The organism is Specibacter sp. AOP5-B1-6 (assembly GCF_052376555.1).
Taxonomy (GTDB): domain Bacteria; phylum Actinomycetota; class Actinomycetes; order Actinomycetales; family Micrococcaceae; genus Specibacter.
Genome location: NZ_JBQSVT010000002.1, coordinates 14459 through 32994 on the forward strand (window position 1 = coordinate 14459; position 18536 = coordinate 32994).

Genomic DNA, 18536 nt, shown 5'->3' on the forward strand with positions numbered 1-18536 from the left:
GGGGCCACCATGGAGCTTGACGTATTTTCGCTCGTCACCCAGCTGGTGGTGCTCGTGGTGGTGTTGGCCGCCGTGCATCAGCCGCTCGGCAGATACCTGGCCGCAAGCTTCACGAGCCACAAGCACCTGGCCGTTGAGCGTGGACTCTACAAACTCGCCGGCGTGGACCCGCAGGCAGACCAGCACTGGAAGGTGTACCTGCGCTCGCTGCTGGCGTTCAGCCTGGTCTCCCTCGCGGCGGTGTTTGGCGGGCAGCTGCTCCAGCAATACCTGCCGTTCAGCCAGGGCATGGGCGCGGTTGACCCGTGGGTGGCCATGAACACGGCGGTCTCCTTCGTGGCCAACACGAACTGGCAAACGTATGTGCCGGAAACAACGCTCGGCTTTGGCGCCCAGATGCTCCTGCTGGCGGTGCAGAATTTCCTCAGCGCCGCCGTCGGCCTGGCCGTGGTGGTCGCGTTCATCCGCGGGCTGACCCGGGCACAAACACACAATGTGGGCAACTTCTGGGTGGATCTGGCCCGCGGGACGCTTCGCGTGCTGCTGCCCCTGGCTGTCATCGCTGCGGTGGTCCTGATCATCACCGGTGTCATCCAAAACTGGGGCGGCACCGGCATCCACACCCTGGTCACGGGTGCGGAACAAACCATTCCCGGCGGTCCCGTGGCCTCGCAGGAGGCCATCAAACTGCTGGGCACCAACGGCGGCGGCTACTTCAACGCCAACTCCGCCCACCCCTTTGAGAACCCGACGGCGTTCAGCAGCTTGTTTGAGGTGTTCTTGATCCTGGTCATTCCGTTTTCCCTGCCGGCCATGTACGGCCGCCTGGTGGGCGACAAACGCCAGGGCTTCACGGTGCTCACGGTGATGGTGGCGTTCTGGCTGGCCTCCACGGCCCTCATGGCGTGGGCCATCGCCGCCTTCAACGGCAGCGGCACCGGCGTGGGCGAGGGTTTTGAACAGCGGCTCGGTGTTGCACCCAGCGCCTTGTTTGCCGCGGCCACCATACTGACCTCAACCGGCGCCGTCAACGTGGCCCACGATTCCCTGCCACCCCTGGCCGGTGGATTGGCGATGCTGAACATGATGCTGGGCGAGATTGCCCCCGGCGGTGTGGGCTCGGGCCTGTACGGCTTGCTGGTGCTGGCGATCGTCGCCGTGTTCATCGGCGGGCTCATGGTGGGGCGCACCCCGGAGTTCCTGGGCAAGAAGATCGGTGCACCCCAAATGAAGCTGGTGGCCCTGTACATCCTTGTCACGCCAACCCTGGTCCTGCTGGGCACGGCCATCACCGTCTCCGTGCCGGCGCTCGCCGCCAACGCACCGGCCGAAGGCCCGCATGGCTTCAGCGAAATCCTGTACGCCTTCACCTCCGCCGCCAACAACAACGGCTCAGCCTTTGGCGGCATCACCAGTTCCGGCCCGCCCCTGGCCACGATGCTGGCGCTGGCCATGTTGATTGGCCGCTTCCTGCCCATGGCACTGGTTCTGGCGCTCGCCGGGTCCCTCGCCACACAACGCAGGGTTCCCGCGACACCGGGAACCCTCGCCACCCACGGGCCGCTCTTCGCCGTCCTGCTTGGCGGCATCTCCTTGATCCTGACCGCACTCACCTACTTCCCCGCGCTCGCCCTGGGCCCGGCCGCTGAAGGGCTGTTGAAATGAACTTGAGCAAGACCGCCGCGGCACTGCCCCTGGCCTTCCGCAAACTCGATCCCCGCCAGATGATCCACTCGCCCGTCATGTTCACCGTGCTGGTCGGGTCCGTCGTCTGTACGGCCGTCAGTGTCCAGCAGCTGGCCCTTGGCTCCTCCGCCGCCGTATTTTCGGTCATCGTCACGGTGTGGCTCTGGCTCACCGTGCTGGTCGGCAATCTCTCCGAGGCCATCGCCGAGGGCCGCGGCAAGGCACAGGCGGACAGCCTCCGTGCCGCCCGGACCGAGGTCATGGCACGACGCCGGACAGCAGCCCTGGTGCCGGCCGGCCAGTCCGGCGGGGGCCGGGAAGGCAACGACAGCAACGGCAGTGATGGCTGCGGCCATGCAGAGGAGCTGGTGCCCGGCACCGACCTCGAAGTGGGCGACGTGGTCATCTGTGAGGCAGGCGACCTGATCCCCGGCGACGGCGACGTCATCGAGGGCCTGGCCAGCGTCGACGAATCGGCCATCACCGGCGAATCGGCCCCCGTCATCCGTGAATCCGGCGGCGACAGAAGCTCCGTCACGGGCGGCACCGTGGTGCTCTCGGACAGGATCGCCGTCCGCATCACGGCAGCCAGCGGCAAGACGTTCCTGGACAGGATGATCGCACTGGTGGAAGGCGCCAGCCGGCAAAAGACGCCCAATGAGATCGCGTTGAACGTGTTGCTGGCCTCCCTGACCATTGTCTTTGTGGTTGCCGTCATGGCACTGGCCCCGATGGCCAATTTCGCCAACGCGCTGCCCACCCCCGTGGTCCTGGTGGCGCTGCTGGTCTGCCTCATCCCCACCACCATCGGCGCCCTGGTGCCGGCCATCGGCATCGCCGGCATGGACAGGCTCATCCAGCGCAATGTGCTGGCCACCTCCGGCCGCGCCGTGGAAACCGCCGGCGACATCACCACCCTGCTGCTGGACAAGACCGGCACCATCACCTTCGGCAACCGCCGCGCCGTTGCCTTCCTGGCGGCCGACGGCGTGGGGCAGCATGACCTGGCAGGCACCGCACGCCTGTCCTCCCTGGCAGACGGGACGCCCGAGGGCCGCTCCATCGTGGAACTGGCCGACAGCATTTTCGCGGCGGACACCGCGCCGGATTCCACCACCTCCACGTTGGCTGCCAGCACGTCCACGCCGGATGCCACCACGGCAGCCAGCGGCAACGTGGAGGTCATCGAGTTCAGCGCAGCCACCCGCATGAGCGGACTCAACCTGCCTCCGGGGCACCCTGCCAACCCGCACCAAGCGGTGCTGGAGGTGCGCAAGGGGGCCGCGTCCGCCGTCGAACGCTATGTGCAGGAACGTGGCGGATCCCTGCCCCGGGAACTTGCCGCAGCGGTGCTGAAAATCTCCGGAACAGGGGGAACCCCGCTGCTGGTGGCCACGCATGACGGCGAGCGCGCGCAGGTGTGCGGTGTCATTCATCTGGCGGATGTGGTCAAGCCCGGCATGAAGGAACGGTTCGCGGAGCTGCGTGCCATGGGCATCAAGACCATCATGATCACGGGCGACAACAAGGTCACCGCCGCCGCCATTGCCGCCGAGGCCGGGGTGGATGACGTTGTTGCCGAGGCCACCCCCGAGGACAAGTTGGCGGTGATCAAGGCCGAGCAGGCGGCAGGGCGATTGGTGGCCATGACGGGCGACGGCACCAATGACGCCCCGGCCCTGGCGGCGGCGGATGTGGGTGTGGCCATGAATTCAGGTACCAGCGCGGCCAAGGAAGCGGCCAACATGGTTGACCTGGACTCGGACCCCACCAAGCTCATCGACATTGTGGGGATCGGCAAGCAGCTGTTGATCACCCGCGGTTCGCTGACCACGTTCTCGGTGGCGAACGACGTGGCCAAGTACTTTGCCATTGTGCCGGCGTTGTTTGCCGCCACGTTCCCGGGATTGGGGTTGTTGAACATCATGGTGCTTGCCTCACCCGAGAGCGCCATCCTCTCAGCGGTCATCTTCAACGCGCTCGTCATCGTTGCCCTGGTGCCGCTGGCGCTGCGCGGGGTGAAGTACCGCGCCGTCTCGGCAGCCCGTGCCCTGTCGCGGAACCTGCTCATCTTTGGGCTGGGCGGCGTCATTGCCCCGTTCATCGGCATCAAGCTGATCGACCTGTTGGTCTCACTCATCCCCACGATTGCCCAGCGCTAAATTAAGGACAGCACAATGAACGCTTATGGACGTCAACTTTTCACGGCTTTGCGGTTCCTGCTGTGCGCCACGCTCTTGCTGGGACTGGCCTATCCGGCACTGGTCTTTGGCCTTGGGCAATTGGCAGCCCCGGCCCAGGCCAACGGCTCGATCATCACTGTGGAGGGGCGGGCTGCCGGCTCGTCGCTGTTGGCCCAGCCCGTCACCGGCACGGCGTACTTCTTCCCGCGGCCCTCGGCGGTGGGATGGGATCCGGCGACGTCGTCGGCCAGCAATCTGGGGCCCAACCAGGCTGCGCTGGTGGCGGCGATTGCCACCAACCGGGCAGAGGTGGCAGGCCGGGAGGACGTTGCCCCGGACGCTGTCCCGGTCGATGCCGTGACAGCCAGCGGTTCGGGGCTCGATCCCGACATCTCGCCCGCGTATGCCGCCCTCCAGGTGCCACGGGTTGCGGCCGCCAACGGGATCAGCGAAGCAGCGGTGCGGGAGCTGGTGGCCAAACACACCAGCTCCGGGCTGAACGCCTTCCTGGGCCAGCCCTCCGTCAACACCACCACCTTGAACGCCGCCCTGCACGCTGTGCCGGAAACTGCCACCGGCCTGCGAGAATAAACCATGACGCGCGGCATATTACGGATCTTCCTGGGGGCTGCACCCGGGGTGGGAAAAACCTACTCTATGCTGGAGGAAGGCCATGTCCAAGCCGCTGCGGGTGTTGACGTGGTGGCAGGAATCGTCCTTGACCACGGACGGGAGCCAACCAGGGCCCAGCTTGCCGGACTGGAAACCCTGCCCACACGGCACCTCAGCTACCGGGGCGCCGATTTCACGGAACTTGACGTTGCAGCCCTGCTGGCCCGCAAGCCGGCATTGGCCCTGGTTGATGAATATGCCCACTCCAACATTCCCGGGGCCGGCAATGCCAAGCGCTGGCAGGATGTGGAAGAGCTGCTGGCCGCCGGGATCAATGTGTACTCCACCGTCAACGTCCAGCACCTGGCCTCCCTCGGCGATGTGGTGGAAACCATTACCGGAGTCCGCCAGCAGGAGACAGTGCCGGATGATGTTGTTCGCCGGGCAGACCAAATAGAGCTGGTGGACATCCCGCCTGAACTGCTGCGCCAGCGGCTCAGCACCGGCCACATCTACGCCGCAGACAAAGTGGATGCCGCGCTGGCCAACTACTTCAGGCTGGGAAACCTCACGGCACTGCGAGAACTGGCGCTGCTCTGGCTCGCCGACAGGGTGGAAGAGGGAGTGGCCGCCTACCGGGAAAGCCACGGCATTGCCGCCAGCTGGCCCACCCGCGAACGGGTTGTGGTGGGGCTGCCGGGCGGGCCCGAAGGAGAGGTGCTGCTGCGCCGCGCAGCCAGAATCCTCAGCCGGGTCAGCGGCGGGGAATTGCTCGCCGTGCACGTGCCCAGGTCCGACGGCGTCGCCGGGGACGCGCCGTCGGCCCTTGAAGGCCAACGGCAGCTTGTCACCGACCTGGGCGGCACCTACCACTCGGTGGGCGGTGAGGACACGGCACGGGCACTGCTCGACTTTGCCGGCAACGCGGGCGCCACCCAGATCGTCATCGGGTCCTCCCGGCGGAAACCGCGCCTGGGGTTCCTCTTCAGTCCCGGTGTGGGGGCGCGGGTTGTGCGCGGAGCCGGCGACATGGACGTGCACATGGTGCCGCACCCATTGAGTGCCTCCGGCGGTCCACCGCGCAGCCGCGGGCAGCTCAACCGGAAACGTGTTGTGGCCGGTTTTGTGCTGGCCGTTGCGCTGCCCGTGCTGGTGCAGCTGGGAACCGGGTCGTTGAGCCTGCAAACCACGATGGTCATCCAGCTGGCGGGAGCCATCGCCGTCGCCCTGGTGGGCGGTCTGTGGCCGGCCGTGCTCGCCGCCGTCTGGGGCAGCCTGCTGCTGAACTTTTACTCAGCGCCACCGGTGGGCAACCTGACCATCAACGATCCCGAAAACCTCCTCGTCCTGTCGGTGTTCCTGCTGGTGACGGTGGCCGTCGCGCTCGCCGTTGACCAGTCCGCCCGGCGCTCGCGGGACGCCCTGCAGGCAGGGGCCGAAGCGGCCACGCTGAGTGAACTTGCCCGCGGCATCCTTGCCTCCCGGGACACCGTGCAGGTGTTTCTTGAACAGCTCAGGGACCACTTTGGCATGCGCTCGGTGGTCTTGTTTGGCAGCACCGGCACCGGCAGTCCGCCCGGCTGGCGCGTTGCGGCGTCGGTGGGGGAGGACCCGCCCCAAAACCCCGGCCAGGCGGACACCGTGGAAGAAGTGTCGGGGCACTGGATGCTGGGATTGTCGGGCCGGATCCTGCCGGCACGCGACAGGCGGCTGCTCAGCGCCTTCGGCGCGCACCTGCTGGCCCTGGAACAACGCGAGACCTTGAGCGAGACGCAGCGTGAAAATCAACAATTGAGTCAGGACAACAACATCAGGACCTCTGTTCTGCGCGCTGTGTCCCATGACCTGCGCACACCCCTGGCCGGCATCAAGCTGGCCGTCAGCAGCCTGCGCCAAACAGACGTCAGCTTCAGCCCCGAAGATGAGGCGGAGCTGCTGGCAACCATTGAGCATTATTCGGACAGGATGGACGCTTTGGTGGGCAATTTGCTTGACATGTCGCGGCTGAGCGCCCAAATGGTCAGCCCCGTCGTGGGGCCTGTCACGTGGCAGGAAGTCCTGCCGGCAGCGCTGCACGGCGTGCCGACGGAGCGGATACGCCGGGAACTGCCGCACAACATGCCCGCCATCGAAGCCGACCCCGGCCTTCTGGAACGGGTCATCGCCAACATTGTGGAGAATGCCGTCAAATACGCCCCCGACTCGGAAATCGTTGTGGTGGGCTCCATCGGCGGCAGCGGCAGCGCCACCATCAACGGCCGGCCGGCGAGCGAACTGCGGGTGGTGGACCACGGGAAGGGAGTCCCGGCCGCCGAGGTGATGGCCATGTTCAAGCCCTTTCAACGGCTCGACGATGTCTCCTATGGACCGCAGGGCGGCACCGGCGTCGGTCTGGGCCTGGCCGTTGCCAAGGGATTCACCGAGATCATGGGCGGCGTGCTTGAAGCGGTGGAAACCCCCGGCGGCGGGCTGACCATGATCATCCGCCTGCCGCTTTCCACCGGAATTGCCAGAACACTGTGAGGACCCCGCCATGACAACGGTTTTGATAGTTGACGACGAACCCCAGATCCTGCGGGCGCTGCAAATCAACCTGCACGCCCACGGGTACACGGTCGTCCCGGCAGCCAACGGGACCACGGCGCTGGCTGCCGCCCAAACCCAGGCGATCGACGTCGTCGTGCTTGACCTGGGGCTGCCCGACATGGACGGGCTGGACGTTATTGCCGGGCTGCGCGGCTGGAGCGAGGTGCCCATCATCGTGCTCTCGGCGCGGCACGGCTCGCACGACAAGGTCGAGGCCCTCGATGCCGGTGCCGACGACTACGTGACGAAGCCGTTCGGGCTGGACGAGCTGCTGGCCAGGCTCCGGGCGGCGACGCGGCGGGCCGGCCCGCAGAGTGCGGAGCCGTTGGTGGAGACGGCCGAATTCTCGGTTGACCTGGCCAACAAGGTGGTGCTGCGCGGCGGGGAGGCCGTGCGGATGACGCCCACCGAGTGGAGCCTCTTGGAGTTGCTGGTGCGCAATCCCGGCCGTTTGGTCAGCCAGCAGCAGCTGCTGTCCGAGGTGTGGGGACCTGCCTATGCGAAGGAGACCCATTATTTGCGGGTTTACATGGCCCAGCTGCGCAGGAAACTTGAGCGTGATCCCGCCGCGCCCGTGCACCTGCTCACGGAGGCCGGCATGGGCTACCGCTTTGCCCCGTAGCCGCAGGTTTTTTGCGCGCCGGAGCGGTCCGTGTCAGCCGGCGCCCGCAGTTTGTCCCAATCTGCGCTGAACTCGCTGCGGGTGTGCCGCATGACACTGTTATGCGGCACACCCGTCACGAGTCCGGCGCAGCTTGGGACAGCCACAGGGGCAGGCGCGGTGGTGGCACACCCTGCCTTAGTGTTGGAGCATGACTGACGCGACTCCACCTGCCGGAACGGTCCTGGCCATTTGCCGGGTCCACCAGCTGATCACGACCAAGACGGGCTTTGGTGTCACGGCCATCGACAAACGCCCAGCCGAGGGGCTTGTGAAGCTGAAGCGCTTTGGCGTGTTTGGTGATGTGCAGGGCGACACCGAGCACCATGGCGGCCCGGACCAGGCGGTCTACGCCTACTCGCAGGAGGACGCCGATTACTGGAGTGCCGCACTCGGGCGCCCGATCCCGGCCGGCTTGTTTGGTGAAAATCTGCGCACCCGCGGCGTGGCAACCACCCACGCCGTGATTGGCACGCGGTGGCGGATCGGCACGGCATTGCTGGAAGTGACCTCGCCCCGGGTGCCCTGCGCCACCTTTGCCGAACGCATGGGCGAACCGCAGTGGGTCAAGCGGTTCACCGAGGCCGGCCGGGTGGGAACCTACCTGAGGGTGGTGGAATCCGGCAGGGCGCAGGCGGGGGACGACGTCGTGGTTGAGCATGTGCCCGGCCACGGCATCACGGTTGGCAAGTTCTTCAGCGCCCCCACCGTGCAGGATGTGGACACGCTGGCGGAACTGCACGACGCCGGTGAGCTCACTCTGGGTGCCCACTACCGAAAATACTTCGCTCGGATTCGGGCACGGGGAAACTGACACCTCAAAAGATGGTGGGCGCGCGGAAATGCCTGCTTCACGCCGGGCGTCGGTTGCGTGTGCGGAACCTCACTGGCAGGCATCGACTTTCCTTGTATCGCAGCGCCAAGCTATGGCCTACAATTTAAGCATCCCCCACTCCGGTATCTCCTTTTATTTTCTGCCCAATTTTTGAGGCAGGAGCCTGAAGTGTATGGGGCCCGCAATATTTAGAGCGGGCAAGTAGCGTTCATAGGGGATTGCCGGCAAAGAAACGCCATGCGGTGTTGGTTTTATGTCAACACCGGCGGCCGTGAACCACGGCGCACATGGCGCGAGATCCTGCCCGGGATGCCGAGTAGCGGCTGGATTTCGTCCACCGCGGCGTTCCTCGCCGCCTGGCCCTATGAATGAGGACATCCAAGACCATGCCCGAAAACTTGACTGAAAATTCCCCCGCCACGGAGGAAGAAAACGAACTTACTTTCGCTGACATGGGCATTGACGGCCGCGTGCTGTCTGCCCTGAGCGACGTCGGCTACGAGAAGCCCTCACCCATCCAGGCCGCAACCATCCCGTTGCTGCTGGAAGGCCGCGACGTTGTCGGCCTGGCCCAGACCGGTACCGGCAAGACGGCGGCATTCGCCGTTCCGGCGCTGTCCCGCATGGCTGAGCTGATGGACCTCAACGGCCCAACCAAGGACACCCAGATCCTCGTTTTGGCACCGACCCGTGAACTGGCCCTGCAGGTTGCCGAAGCCTTCACCTCCTACGCCAAGCACATGGACAACTTCTCCGTGCTCCCCGTCTACGGCGGCTCGGCCTACGGCCCGCAGCTTGCCGGTCTGCGCCGCGGTGCACAGGTTGTTGTGGGCACCCCCGGCCGTGTCATCGACCACCTCTCCAAGGGTTCCCTGGACCTGTCCAACCTGCAGTACCTGGTCCTGGACGAGGCCGATGAGATGCTGCGCATGGGCTTTGCCGAAGACGTTGAGCAGATCCTGTCCAAGACCCCGGCCGAGAAGCAGGTTGCCCTGTTCTCCGCCACGATGCCCGGCCAGATCCGCCGCATCTCCAAGCAGTACCTGAACAACCCGGCCGAGGTCACGGTCAAGTCCAAGACCACCACCGGCGCCAACACCCGCCAGCGCTACCTGCAGGTCATGGGCCCGCACAAGCTCGACGCGCTGACCCGGGTGCTGGAAGTTGAAGAGTTCGAAGGCGTTATCGCGTTCGTGCGCACCAAGATGGCCACCGAGGACCTCGCCGACAAGCTCAAGTCCCGCGGTTTCCAGGCTGCCGCCATCAACGGTGACATCCCGCAGCAGCAGCGCGAGCGCACCATCGAGGCGCTGCGCAGCGGCAAGATCGACATCCTGGTCGCCACCGACGTTGCGGCCCGTGGCCTTGACGTTGAGCGCATCACGCACGTCATCAACTACGACATCCCGCACGACACCGAGTCGTATGTGCACCGCATTGGCCGTACGGGCCGTGCCGGCCGCTCCGGCGACGCGATCCTGTTCATGACCCCGCGCGAGAAGTACCTGCTGCGTGCCATCGAGAAGGCCACGCGCCAGCCGGTGGACCAGATGCACCTGCCGTCCGCGGAGACCATCAACACCCTGCGCCTGGGCAAGTTCGCTGAGAAAATCACCGAAACCCTGGCCAGCCAGGATGTTGCAAAGTTCCGCGACTTGATCGCCTCCTACGAGCAGGAGCACGACGTTCCGGCCTCGGAGATTGCCGCCGCCTTGGCCGTCATGGCCCAGGGCAAGCAGCCGTTGCTTGTCAACGACCTGCCGGCCGCTCCCGAATACCAGAAGAAGGAACGCTCCAAGGACGGCTTCGGCTCACGCGGCCCGACCCGCACCCTGACCGAGGGCAACGCCACCTACCGCATCGCGGTGGGCCGCCGCCAGCGCGTCATGCCCGGCTCCATCGTTGGTGCCATTGCCAACGAAGGTGGCCTGTCCTCCTCGCAGATCGGCGGCATTGACATCCGCGCCGACCACACCCTGGTTGAACTGCCGGCAGAGCTGAGCAAGGACCAGTGGCGTGCACTGAGCAAGACCCGCATCAGCGGCGAGCTCATCAACCTCGAGCTGGACAAGGGCCGTCGCCCCTCCGGCGGCGGTGCCCCGTACAGGGCCCGTGAAGAGCGCAATGACCGCGGCCAGGGCGGCTTCAAGAAGAAGTTCGACGGCGACCGCAGCGGTGGCTACCGCGGCGGCGACAAGGACCGTGACGACCGCAGCTTCGGTGCAGACCGGGGCGGCCAGAGCCACACGGGCCACGGTGGCGGAGACCGCCGCCCCCGCCACGAAGGCGGACAAAGCTACAACAGCAAGGGCAAGTGGTAATAACCACGCCCTGAGGCGCTGAAAGGGGCCGGCCGCCAGCAATGGCAGCCGGCCCTTTTCCTGTCGGAAAGCAGTTGTGATGCAATTCATGCCGAATGCCCCGCGGTGCGGAAGTTCCTTGTTCCCCCGCGGATTTTTCGGTCTTCGCCCTGCTGTTTTTGAGCGAAATGGCGCCCGTCGACACCCTGTCGGAGTCTTGGTGAATCCCCGATTTCGCATCCGGCAAATCCGCTGGTAAAGTATTCTCTCGTTGCCCCCCTAGCTCAGTGGTAGAGCGCGTTCTTGGTAAGAACGAGGTCACCGGATCGATTCCGGTGGGGGGCTCGTAAATGAGAAGGCTCGTGTCAAGACGGTTTTGGCCGGCAAACACGGGCCAGACTCATTTATGGCGGCGTAGCTCAGTTGGTTAGAGCGCACGACTCATAATCGTGAGGTCGGGAGATCGAGTCTCCCCGCCGCTACAGCAGTAAAACCCGCAATTCCCGGTCGACTGGCCGGGGGTTGCGGGTTTTTTGTTTCCCCGTGTGACCGTGAGGACGCGCGTGGCGGTCAACGGTGAGGCAGGCGTGCAGGTGACCAACACCTTCAAGGAAGCCCCCGTCGTGCCCGGCCCGAACCCCGGGGAAAACCCGACCCCCGGACAGGATCCGACCCGGGCAGGATCCCGGCACCGGACCCGGTGAAGGCGCCGATCCCGGCGCTGGCGCAGGTTCGGATCCGGAACTGGGCAACACCGGTGCCAATGGGATCGGCGGCATGAGCGTTGCCGCCGTGGGAGCCTTGTTGTTTGGCCTGACCCTGCTGGGCGTCAGGCGCAGGAAGGTCAAGGCCTAGCGCCCGGCCCCACCCTGCGAGCCCCGCGGCCGTCCGGAAGCTTCCGGACGGCCGCGGCGTTTAACCGGGTCAGGTGGCCCATTCGGCCAAAACGGTATGTACTGGGAAGCAGGCGTGCCGCAGGCACTGCCGCCGGACCCACCCAGGAGGAGCAGCAATGAACAAAGTTTTGATAATTGGCGGCCACGGAAAAATTGCCTTGTTGTTGGCGCCCCTGCTGAAAGCGGCGGGCATGGATGTCACTGCAGTGATCCGCAATGCCGCCCACATCGACGATGTCGCAGAGACCGGCGCCACGCCCGTGGTGCACGACGTCGCCTCATCGTCGCCTGCCGAACTCGCCGAACTGTTTGCCGGCCAGGACGCGATCGTATGGTCGGCCGGGGCGGGCGGCGGGAGCCAGGAGCGCACCTACGCCGTCGACCGGGACGCAGCCATTGCCTCGATGGACGCGGCAGTGGCCGCCGGTGTGCAGCGGTACGTCATGGTCTCCTACCTGGGCGCCGGCTCCGACCACGGCGTCCCGCCGGAAAACAGCTTCTTCGCCTACGCTGAAGCGAAGGCGGCCGCGGATGCCCACCTGCGCTCCGCCGGTGCCCTGGCCTGGACCATCCTGGCTCCCGGTGCCCTGACCATGGACGCGCCCACCGGCTTGATTGATCCCACGCCGGCACCCCAGCGCGACGGATCGGATGCAGGCAGCACCTCACGGGCAAACGTGGCACTTGTGGCTGCCGCGGTCCTGCAACGCCCCGATACCATCATGCGCACCATCGACTTTTCAGATGGCGACGTGGCAATTGAGCAGGCCTTAAACCCGTAAAATAAGTTGTGTGGAACAGCTAATACTGATTGTCGGACTTCTTTTCGCCACCGTGGTTGCAGTGGGCCTGGGCGACAAGCTCAGGCTGCCCTATCCCGTGCTCATGCTCATCATGGCCGGAGCGCTGACCTTCATCCCGGGGTTCCCCGACCTGCGGATTGACCCCGAGCTGATCCTGCCGATCTTCCTCCCGCCGCTGTTGTTTGCCACGGCACAAAAAAGTTCCTGGGCGGTGTTCCGTGTCAGGTGGCGGACAATCCTGCTCTTGGCTGTGGCCCTGGTGGTCGTCTCCACGGCCATGGTGGCCGGGGCAGCGTGGCTGTTGATCCCCAGCATTGGCATCCCCGCCGCGCTGGCCCTCGGCGCCATGTGCGCCCCGCCGGACCCGGTGGCGGTTGAGTCGATTGCCGGGCGCGTCCACATGCCGCGCCGGCTCATCACTGTGCTTCAAAGCGAGGGCCTGTTCAACGACGCCGCAGCCATCGTGATCTTCCAGGCTGCGGTCGCCAGCGCTATGGACGGGGAACCGTTCGGGCTGGGCGTGGTCGGCAAGTTCCTGCTGGGAGCCGCCGTCGCCGTCGTGGTTGGCATGATCATGGGCTGGGTGACGGGCCTGATCACCAAGCTCATCGCCTCCTCCGTGGCCCGCAGCGCCGTGACCCTGGTGGTGCCCTTCGCCGCCTACATTCTGGCCGAGGAGGTGCACGCCTCGGGCGTCATCGCCGTCGTTGTCACAGCCCTTGAGATCAAGCGCCATGCCCGGGCCGAGGACGCCGCCGAACGCATTACCCGCGCAGCGTTTTGGGATGTGGTGGAACTGCTTGTCACCGGTCTTGCCTTTGGCCTGGTGGGCCTTGAGGTCCGCGAGGTCATCAAGGCCGAGGGCGCCGCCATTTGGGGCATGCTTCCGATGGCCGTGGCCGTCAGCCTCCTTGTCATTGTGGTCAGGTTCCTGTGGTTTGGCCTGCTGGCACTGCTGTCCAGGAAGAACGACGGCGAACTGCCGCCAACCAGCCTCAAAGACGTCGTGATCCTCACCTGGTGCGGCATGCGGGGGCTGGCCACCCTGGCCCTGGCACTCGCCCTGCCGGCGGTGCTGCCCTCCGGGGAAGCGTTCCCGGCCCGGCATGAAATCATTGTCGTTGCCTGCGCCGTGCTGCTGACCACCCTGGTGCTGCCGGGGCTGACCCTGCCGTGGCTCATGCGGGTGCTCAAGGCCACCGACGACGGCGCCGAGGAACAGGAAGCGGCCAAGCTTCTGGCCCTGCGCGCCCAGGAAGCTGCCGTCGCGGCGCTGCACAACAACGATCTGATCAAGAACCTGCCACCGGAAAAACTGGCCCTGGTCAAGGCCAGGATGCAGCGCCTGCAGGTGGAGCTGCTCGATGGCAGTCTGAAGAACGAGAGCGCGGATGAGCGCCGCCGCCGAGGCCGGGAGCTGGCCATCGCGGTCCAAACCATCGCACTGGACGCGGCCCGGGCAGAGGTGCTGGATGCCCGCAACGAGCCCGACGCCGACCCCGAAGTCGTTGACAGGGTGCTGCGCCAGCTGGACCTGCGCACCATGATCATGCCTGAGAGCTAGGATATTTTTCATGCCAACAACCACCGAGCACCTCGTTCTGTCCCGCCCGGGGACCGGGGATGTGGACGGTCTCCACGTGATCTGCGCCGACCCGCGGGTCTGGACCCATTTCCCCAGCCTCAGGCACACTGACACAGCACAAACCAGCGCCATGGTGGAGCAATTCATGGCCACCTGGGACCAGCACGGGCTGGGGCCGTGGGTGGCCAGACTGCCGGGCGACCCGGCCGTGATCGGGCACGGCGGCTGCTCCGTCAAGGCTGGGGCGTTCTGGAATCTCGGCTACCGGTTGTCCCCGGAGGTCCAGGGCCGCGGCTTGGCAAGCGAGCTCTCCCTGGCAGCCATGCGCCAGGCGAAGCAGCTTCGTCCCGAACTGCCCGTCGTGGCATACCTGCTTGAACACAATGCGGCGTCCGCGCGGGTGGCGCAGAAGGTGGGCCTGACCCTGGTCCACCGCGGCCCCGACGCGGGCAACCCCGACACGAACGCCATCCGGCTGGTTTACGCGGACAGGCCGCTGACGCCGGAGGAGCTCGCCGCCACCCTGGCGTAGCACTGGTTGAATCCATTCCGCCCGCAACGCCGCTCGGCCGCGGCACTTGATCATGCAGTCCAATTGGCGGATCGGGAGAAAATCCAGCGGGGTAGGCTGGGCACTTACCGTCGAAGGGACGCGTCTTGCCCGGTTCGTCTGCCCCGCTCATCCGCCGCCGTGCGGTGCTGGCCAGTGCCGCCGTCGTTCTTGGCTCAGTGCTTGGCGGCTGCGGGTTCAGCGTCCGCAAAACCAGCGGCCCGCCCAGGTTTTCCCCAGAGGAGCTGGTGGACAGTGCGGAGTTTTCCACCCTGGACGAGCTGGGGATCGCCAGGGTGAAGGCCTCGAAATCGTTGCGGCTGGATTTTCGCGGGGGCAGCATTGCCAAGTCCGACGTCGGCCTGCAGGACTCCGCCTACGGCCCCGACGTGGTTGCTCTGGACGGCGAAATGCTGCGACTGACCATCCGTGGCACCGGCGGAACCCTCGAAGCGGCAACGGATCACGTCCGCTTTTTCACCACCGAGACCAGCCCGGAACTGACAATGGTGACCTACTTCCTCACGGCTGAAACGCTGGACGAATATGTGCAACTGCTGCGGGACGCCGTGCAGGAACATGGTCTGGACGCGGAAGCCGTTGAACGCTGGGTCGAGGAAACCGAGACAGATCCGGGCGACAAGGACAGCCATGCCATTGGCAGTGAATCCGACAAGGGCTTTTATCTTGGGTACGATCTGCGCTACGACGGCGGCAAGGAAATCCAGGTCATCATCGTGACTGTGTCAAAGCTGTCCTAGTTCTTGGAAACGGATTGATTCCGGCCAGTGGTCTAGACCAGTGGCGTGAAAACTGGTGCAGTTCACCAGTGATTGGGTCGGGGCTTTGTAGAAAGGCACATCGAATCCAGCGGATTTGCCGTATACGGTAGAGGTATGTCTAGCACCGTTGGCAACGAAGCCCCCTCAGCGCCCATCCGCACCCGCAACATCCCGGCGGAAATCGCCCGCTCGTGGCTCCTTGTGCCTGCCACCCGCCCCGAGATTTTCGACGAATCCGCGAACTCACGCGCCGACGCCGTCGTGCTTGACATTGAAGACGCCGTGGATCCGAAAAAGAAGGACGGGGCCCGCGCCGACGTCATCGACTGGCTGCGCAACGGCGGCCGGGCGTGGGTCCGCATCAATGACGTCCACTCCGATTTCTGGGCCGACGACGTCGCCAGCCTGCGCAACGTCCCCGGACTTCTCGGTGTCATGCTGGCCAAGACCGAAAACGCCGAACAGGTCAAGGAAACCTACCACCGCCTGGACGGCAAAACCCGTGTCCTGGCCCTGGTTGAATCCGCCCTCGGCATCGAGGAGGCCAACAACATCGCCCGCGCCGAGGGTGCCTTCCGCCTCGCCTTTGGCTCCGGCGACTTCCGGCGCGACACCGGCATGGCCGCGGACCGCGAAGCCATGGCGTACCCGCGCGCCAAGCTCGTCGTCGCCAGCCGCGTCGGCAACCTGCCGGGCCCGATCGACGGCCCCACCGTGGGCACGAACCACCCGATCCTGCGCGAACAGTCCGCGATCACCGTGTCCATGGGCATGACCGGCAAGCTCTGCCTGGCCGCCGACCAGACCACCATCATCAATGAGGTCATCAGCCCCACGCCCACCGATGTCGCCTGGGCCACGGACTTCATGGACGATTTCAAGGCCCGCGGCGGCGTTATCCGTGACGGATCGGACCTGCCGCGCCTCGGCCGGGCCGAGAAGATCATGAAGTTGGCCGTCGCCTACGGCGTCCAACCCGCGCTCTAGCCGCAGTGGCGCACCCGGGCGGGCTGGTCCGCAGCGTTTCCTGGAATATGGACGGGCCCGCACTCTCCCTGACCACGGACGACGGCGATGCGCGGCTGCCCTTGGTGCCGGGGCAGTGGCTGAGGTTTGAGGTGCTTTCCGGCGACGGCGTCCCGGCCCGCCACTGTCTGGGGTTCACCCGGGTGGCGGAGTCGGGGCAGGCGGAGCACCTCCCGTGCCCCACGGGGCAGCCGGCCGAACGCGGTTTCCAGTGCGGTGCCTGCTTCGCCAAGGACCAGATGCGCCCCATGCACGACTTTCACCGCAGCGGCCAGGGGTCACCGGGCCTGAAGGCGTACCTGTCGCAGCAGCACTGGCTGTACATCGCCACGTTTGCCGACGGCACCACCAAGGTGGGCACGGCGTCCGAGCCCAGCAAGTGGAGCCGGCTAGCCGAACAGGGCGCCCTCGTGGCCCGGTATGTGGCCCGGGCCCGGGACGGCGCCGTGGTGCGCCACCTTGAGGACGCCGTGTCCACGAACCTGCCGCCCACCCAATTTGTGCGCGGTGCCGCGAAGTTCGCCGCGCTTTTGCATCCCCGGCCGCCCCTGCATCTGGAGCAGACGAACAAGGCGATGGCCGACGTCGTCCGTGACTATGTGGCGGGACTGCCACTGGATGGGTTTGAGACGGCGGAGGAGCAGTGGCAGCGAAGCGGCTTTTCGGAGGCGGTTGCGCTTCCAAGCCGGCGCACCGCCTATCCGCAGCCGCTGGATTCCGGCCGCCACGGCCTCCGGATCGACTCGTTGCTGGGCCCCACCGCCCTGGCCGGGCTGGACGGTGTGGAGGGGGCGTTTCTCGCGGATCTCGGCGCGCTCAAGGGGAGAAAGATTCGCCTGGGCGATTTCCAGACAGAAGTTCCGGCGCTACAGGAGTCGCTCTTTTAGCCTTCAGGTATCGACGCTCTCGCAGCAATGGTCGGTTTTTCCGCGACGCTCTCGCAGCAATGGCTGGAAAATTCGAATCCCTATCGCAGCAGTGGCAGGCCCCTCGCGGCAGAGGCCCTCGGCCGGTAGCGTCTCCTGGCCTCCCAAATCTCGCTTCGCTCGCTTCGGGTCCCTCGGCCGGTAGACTTGGCACCGTGATCAACGACTTCTGGGAAACCGCTCCGCCCGCCTATAAATACGCTGTTTTTGGCGGCATGGGCCTGACCTTCATCGGCATCGTCATCATCATCATCGGCGCCATCAGCTCTACGCCGTCCATGACGTTCATCGCACTGCCGTTCATCGGCGTCGGGCTGCTGGCGCACATGGCGTCCCTGGGCCTGCGCGGCCACAACATCCGCAAGGAAATGAAGGCCGCCGAGAAGCGCACTGCCGAACGCGAAGCTGGCAAGAAGTAGCACGTCCGGCAACAATGGCGGGGGATCCAATGTCTGAACCGATGCGCATGGCGCCACCGAGGCTGTTCCTGTGGCATGCCACAGTCTGGTTGGCCGCAATTTTGGCGCTGCTTGCCTTGCTGTTTCCACTGGCGACCTTGGCAGCGGCAGCGAGCATGGTCCTGGCGCTGGTGTTGGGAATGCCCACTTGCAGGCGGCTGCTGAAACGGGCGGATTCCCGACGTGTCACGCGCTGGTGGCTCGGACTGTCTGCGGTGTCGCTAGTGGCTTTGCTGGCCAATTGGCTGCTGATTGCAATGCCCGTCCCCCGATACGCCGACTATTTCCCCGCTGAACAGGTCTCACCCTTGCGACAGGCAATTTTGGAAAACAGCTGGACCCTGCACTGGGCTGCCAGCGGGACAGCGGCCCTTGCAGCCATCGCCGGGATGCTGGTCCTTGCCGCGGTGATGCAAAAACTGCGCGCGGTCCCGGCCGAGCCGGCACTAAACGCCGCACGCTGACTCCGATCCGGGAATCGCCCGCGTAGTCATTTCACACGTCGGCCAGCAACCGCATCGCAGGCCACCGTCGGTTGGCGGCCGTCATCCACTGGCTCCAACAACAAAAGCGGGTGTTTGCGGTTTCGGCGGGTGTTCGAGGACCCGCCGAAACCGCAAACACCCGCTTTTCTGCAAGCATAGGAC

Annotated in this window: 16 protein-coding genes and 2 tRNA genes; all 18 read left to right on the forward strand. The window is 65.8% G+C overall.

Going from position 1 to position 18536, the window contains the following annotated elements; all coding sequences use genetic code 11:
* Positions 1-9: 9 nt before the first annotated feature.
* The 18 genes from kdpA to ACT3TS_RS01215 all read left to right on the forward strand — a co-directional run bounded on the left by kdpA (position 10) and on the right by ACT3TS_RS01215 (position 18353).
* A complete protein-coding gene (gene kdpA, locus ACT3TS_RS01130; protein WP_444529658.1) occupies positions 10-1665 on the forward strand; it encodes a potassium-transporting ATPase subunit KdpA in 1656 nt (551 codons plus the stop codon).
* The gene (gene kdpB / locus ACT3TS_RS01135) at positions 1662-3848 is read left to right on the forward strand and encodes a potassium-transporting ATPase subunit KdpB (RefSeq protein WP_444529659.1); all 2187 of its coding nucleotides are present in this window, start codon (positions 1662-1664) and stop codon (positions 3846-3848) included. Before kdpA ends, kdpB begins: the two co-directional genes overlap by 4 nt.
* Before the next feature lie 15 nt (positions 3849-3863).
* Positions 3864-4460: a potassium-transporting ATPase subunit KdpC gene (gene kdpC / locus ACT3TS_RS01140; protein WP_444529660.1), complete on the forward strand. Its 597-nt coding sequence runs from the start codon at positions 3864-3866 to the stop codon at positions 4458-4460.
* A 3-nt stretch (positions 4461-4463) separates the two neighbouring features.
* Positions 4464-7004 (forward strand): ATP-binding protein, encoded by a 2541-nt coding sequence (locus tag ACT3TS_RS01145; RefSeq protein ID WP_444529661.1) that lies wholly within the window; start codon positions 4464-4466, stop codon positions 7002-7004.
* A gap of 10 nt (positions 7005-7014) precedes the next feature.
* Positions 7015-7689, forward strand: a complete 675-nt coding sequence (locus ACT3TS_RS01150) for a response regulator (protein WP_444529662.1) — start codon at positions 7015-7017, stop codon at positions 7687-7689.
* Positions 7690-7879: 190 nt separating this feature from the next.
* Complete coding sequence (locus ACT3TS_RS01155) at positions 7880-8542, forward strand: MOSC domain-containing protein (RefSeq protein WP_444529663.1); 663 nt, start codon at positions 7880-7882, stop codon at positions 8540-8542.
* 407 nt (positions 8543-8949) lie between these two features.
* On the forward strand, positions 8950-10884 hold the full coding sequence (locus ACT3TS_RS01160) for a DEAD/DEAH box helicase (RefSeq protein ID WP_444529664.1): 1935 nt from the start codon (positions 8950-8952) through the stop codon (positions 10882-10884).
* 252 nt (positions 10885-11136) lie between these two features.
* Positions 11137-11208: transfer RNA gene (locus tag ACT3TS_RS01165), tRNA-Thr, on the forward strand.
* A gap of 63 nt (positions 11209-11271) precedes the next feature.
* Positions 11272-11345 (forward strand) — tRNA-Met (locus ACT3TS_RS01170).
* An 81-nt stretch (positions 11346-11426) separates the two neighbouring features.
* Positions 11427-11567, forward strand: coding sequence for a hypothetical protein (locus tag ACT3TS_RS01175; protein ID WP_444529665.1), 141 nt, complete (start codon positions 11427-11429; stop codon positions 11565-11567).
* Positions 11568-11875: 308 nt separating this feature from the next.
* Entirely contained in the window at positions 11876-12541 is a 666-nt protein-coding gene (locus ACT3TS_RS01180) for an NAD(P)H-binding protein (protein ID WP_444529666.1), read from the forward strand.
* A gap of 10 nt (positions 12542-12551) precedes the next feature.
* The gene (locus ACT3TS_RS01185; RefSeq protein WP_444529667.1) at positions 12552-14126 is read left to right on the forward strand and encodes a Na+/H+ antiporter; all 1575 of its coding nucleotides are present in this window, start codon (positions 12552-12554) and stop codon (positions 14124-14126) included.
* A 10-nt stretch (positions 14127-14136) separates the two neighbouring features.
* A complete protein-coding gene (locus ACT3TS_RS01190; protein WP_444529668.1) occupies positions 14137-14679 on the forward strand; it encodes a GNAT family N-acetyltransferase in 543 nt (180 codons plus the stop codon).
* A gap of 125 nt (positions 14680-14804) precedes the next feature.
* Positions 14805-15458, forward strand: a complete 654-nt coding sequence (locus ACT3TS_RS01195) for a hypothetical protein (protein WP_444529669.1) — start codon at positions 14805-14807, stop codon at positions 15456-15458.
* A 135-nt stretch (positions 15459-15593) separates the two neighbouring features.
* Positions 15594-16466: an HpcH/HpaI aldolase/citrate lyase family protein gene (locus ACT3TS_RS01200; RefSeq protein ID WP_444529670.1), complete on the forward strand. Its 873-nt coding sequence runs from the start codon at positions 15594-15596 to the stop codon at positions 16464-16466.
* A gap of 47 nt (positions 16467-16513) precedes the next feature.
* A complete protein-coding gene (locus tag ACT3TS_RS01205; protein ID WP_444529671.1) occupies positions 16514-17392 on the forward strand; it encodes a DUF2797 domain-containing protein in 879 nt (292 codons plus the stop codon).
* A 194-nt stretch (positions 17393-17586) separates the two neighbouring features.
* Positions 17587-17850: a DUF3188 domain-containing protein gene (locus tag ACT3TS_RS01210; RefSeq protein WP_444529672.1), complete on the forward strand. Its 264-nt coding sequence runs from the start codon at positions 17587-17589 to the stop codon at positions 17848-17850.
* Between the two features lie 29 nt (positions 17851-17879).
* Entirely contained in the window at positions 17880-18353 is a 474-nt protein-coding gene (locus tag ACT3TS_RS01215; RefSeq protein ID WP_444529673.1) for a hypothetical protein, read from the forward strand.
* Positions 18354-18536 lie beyond the last annotated feature (183 nt).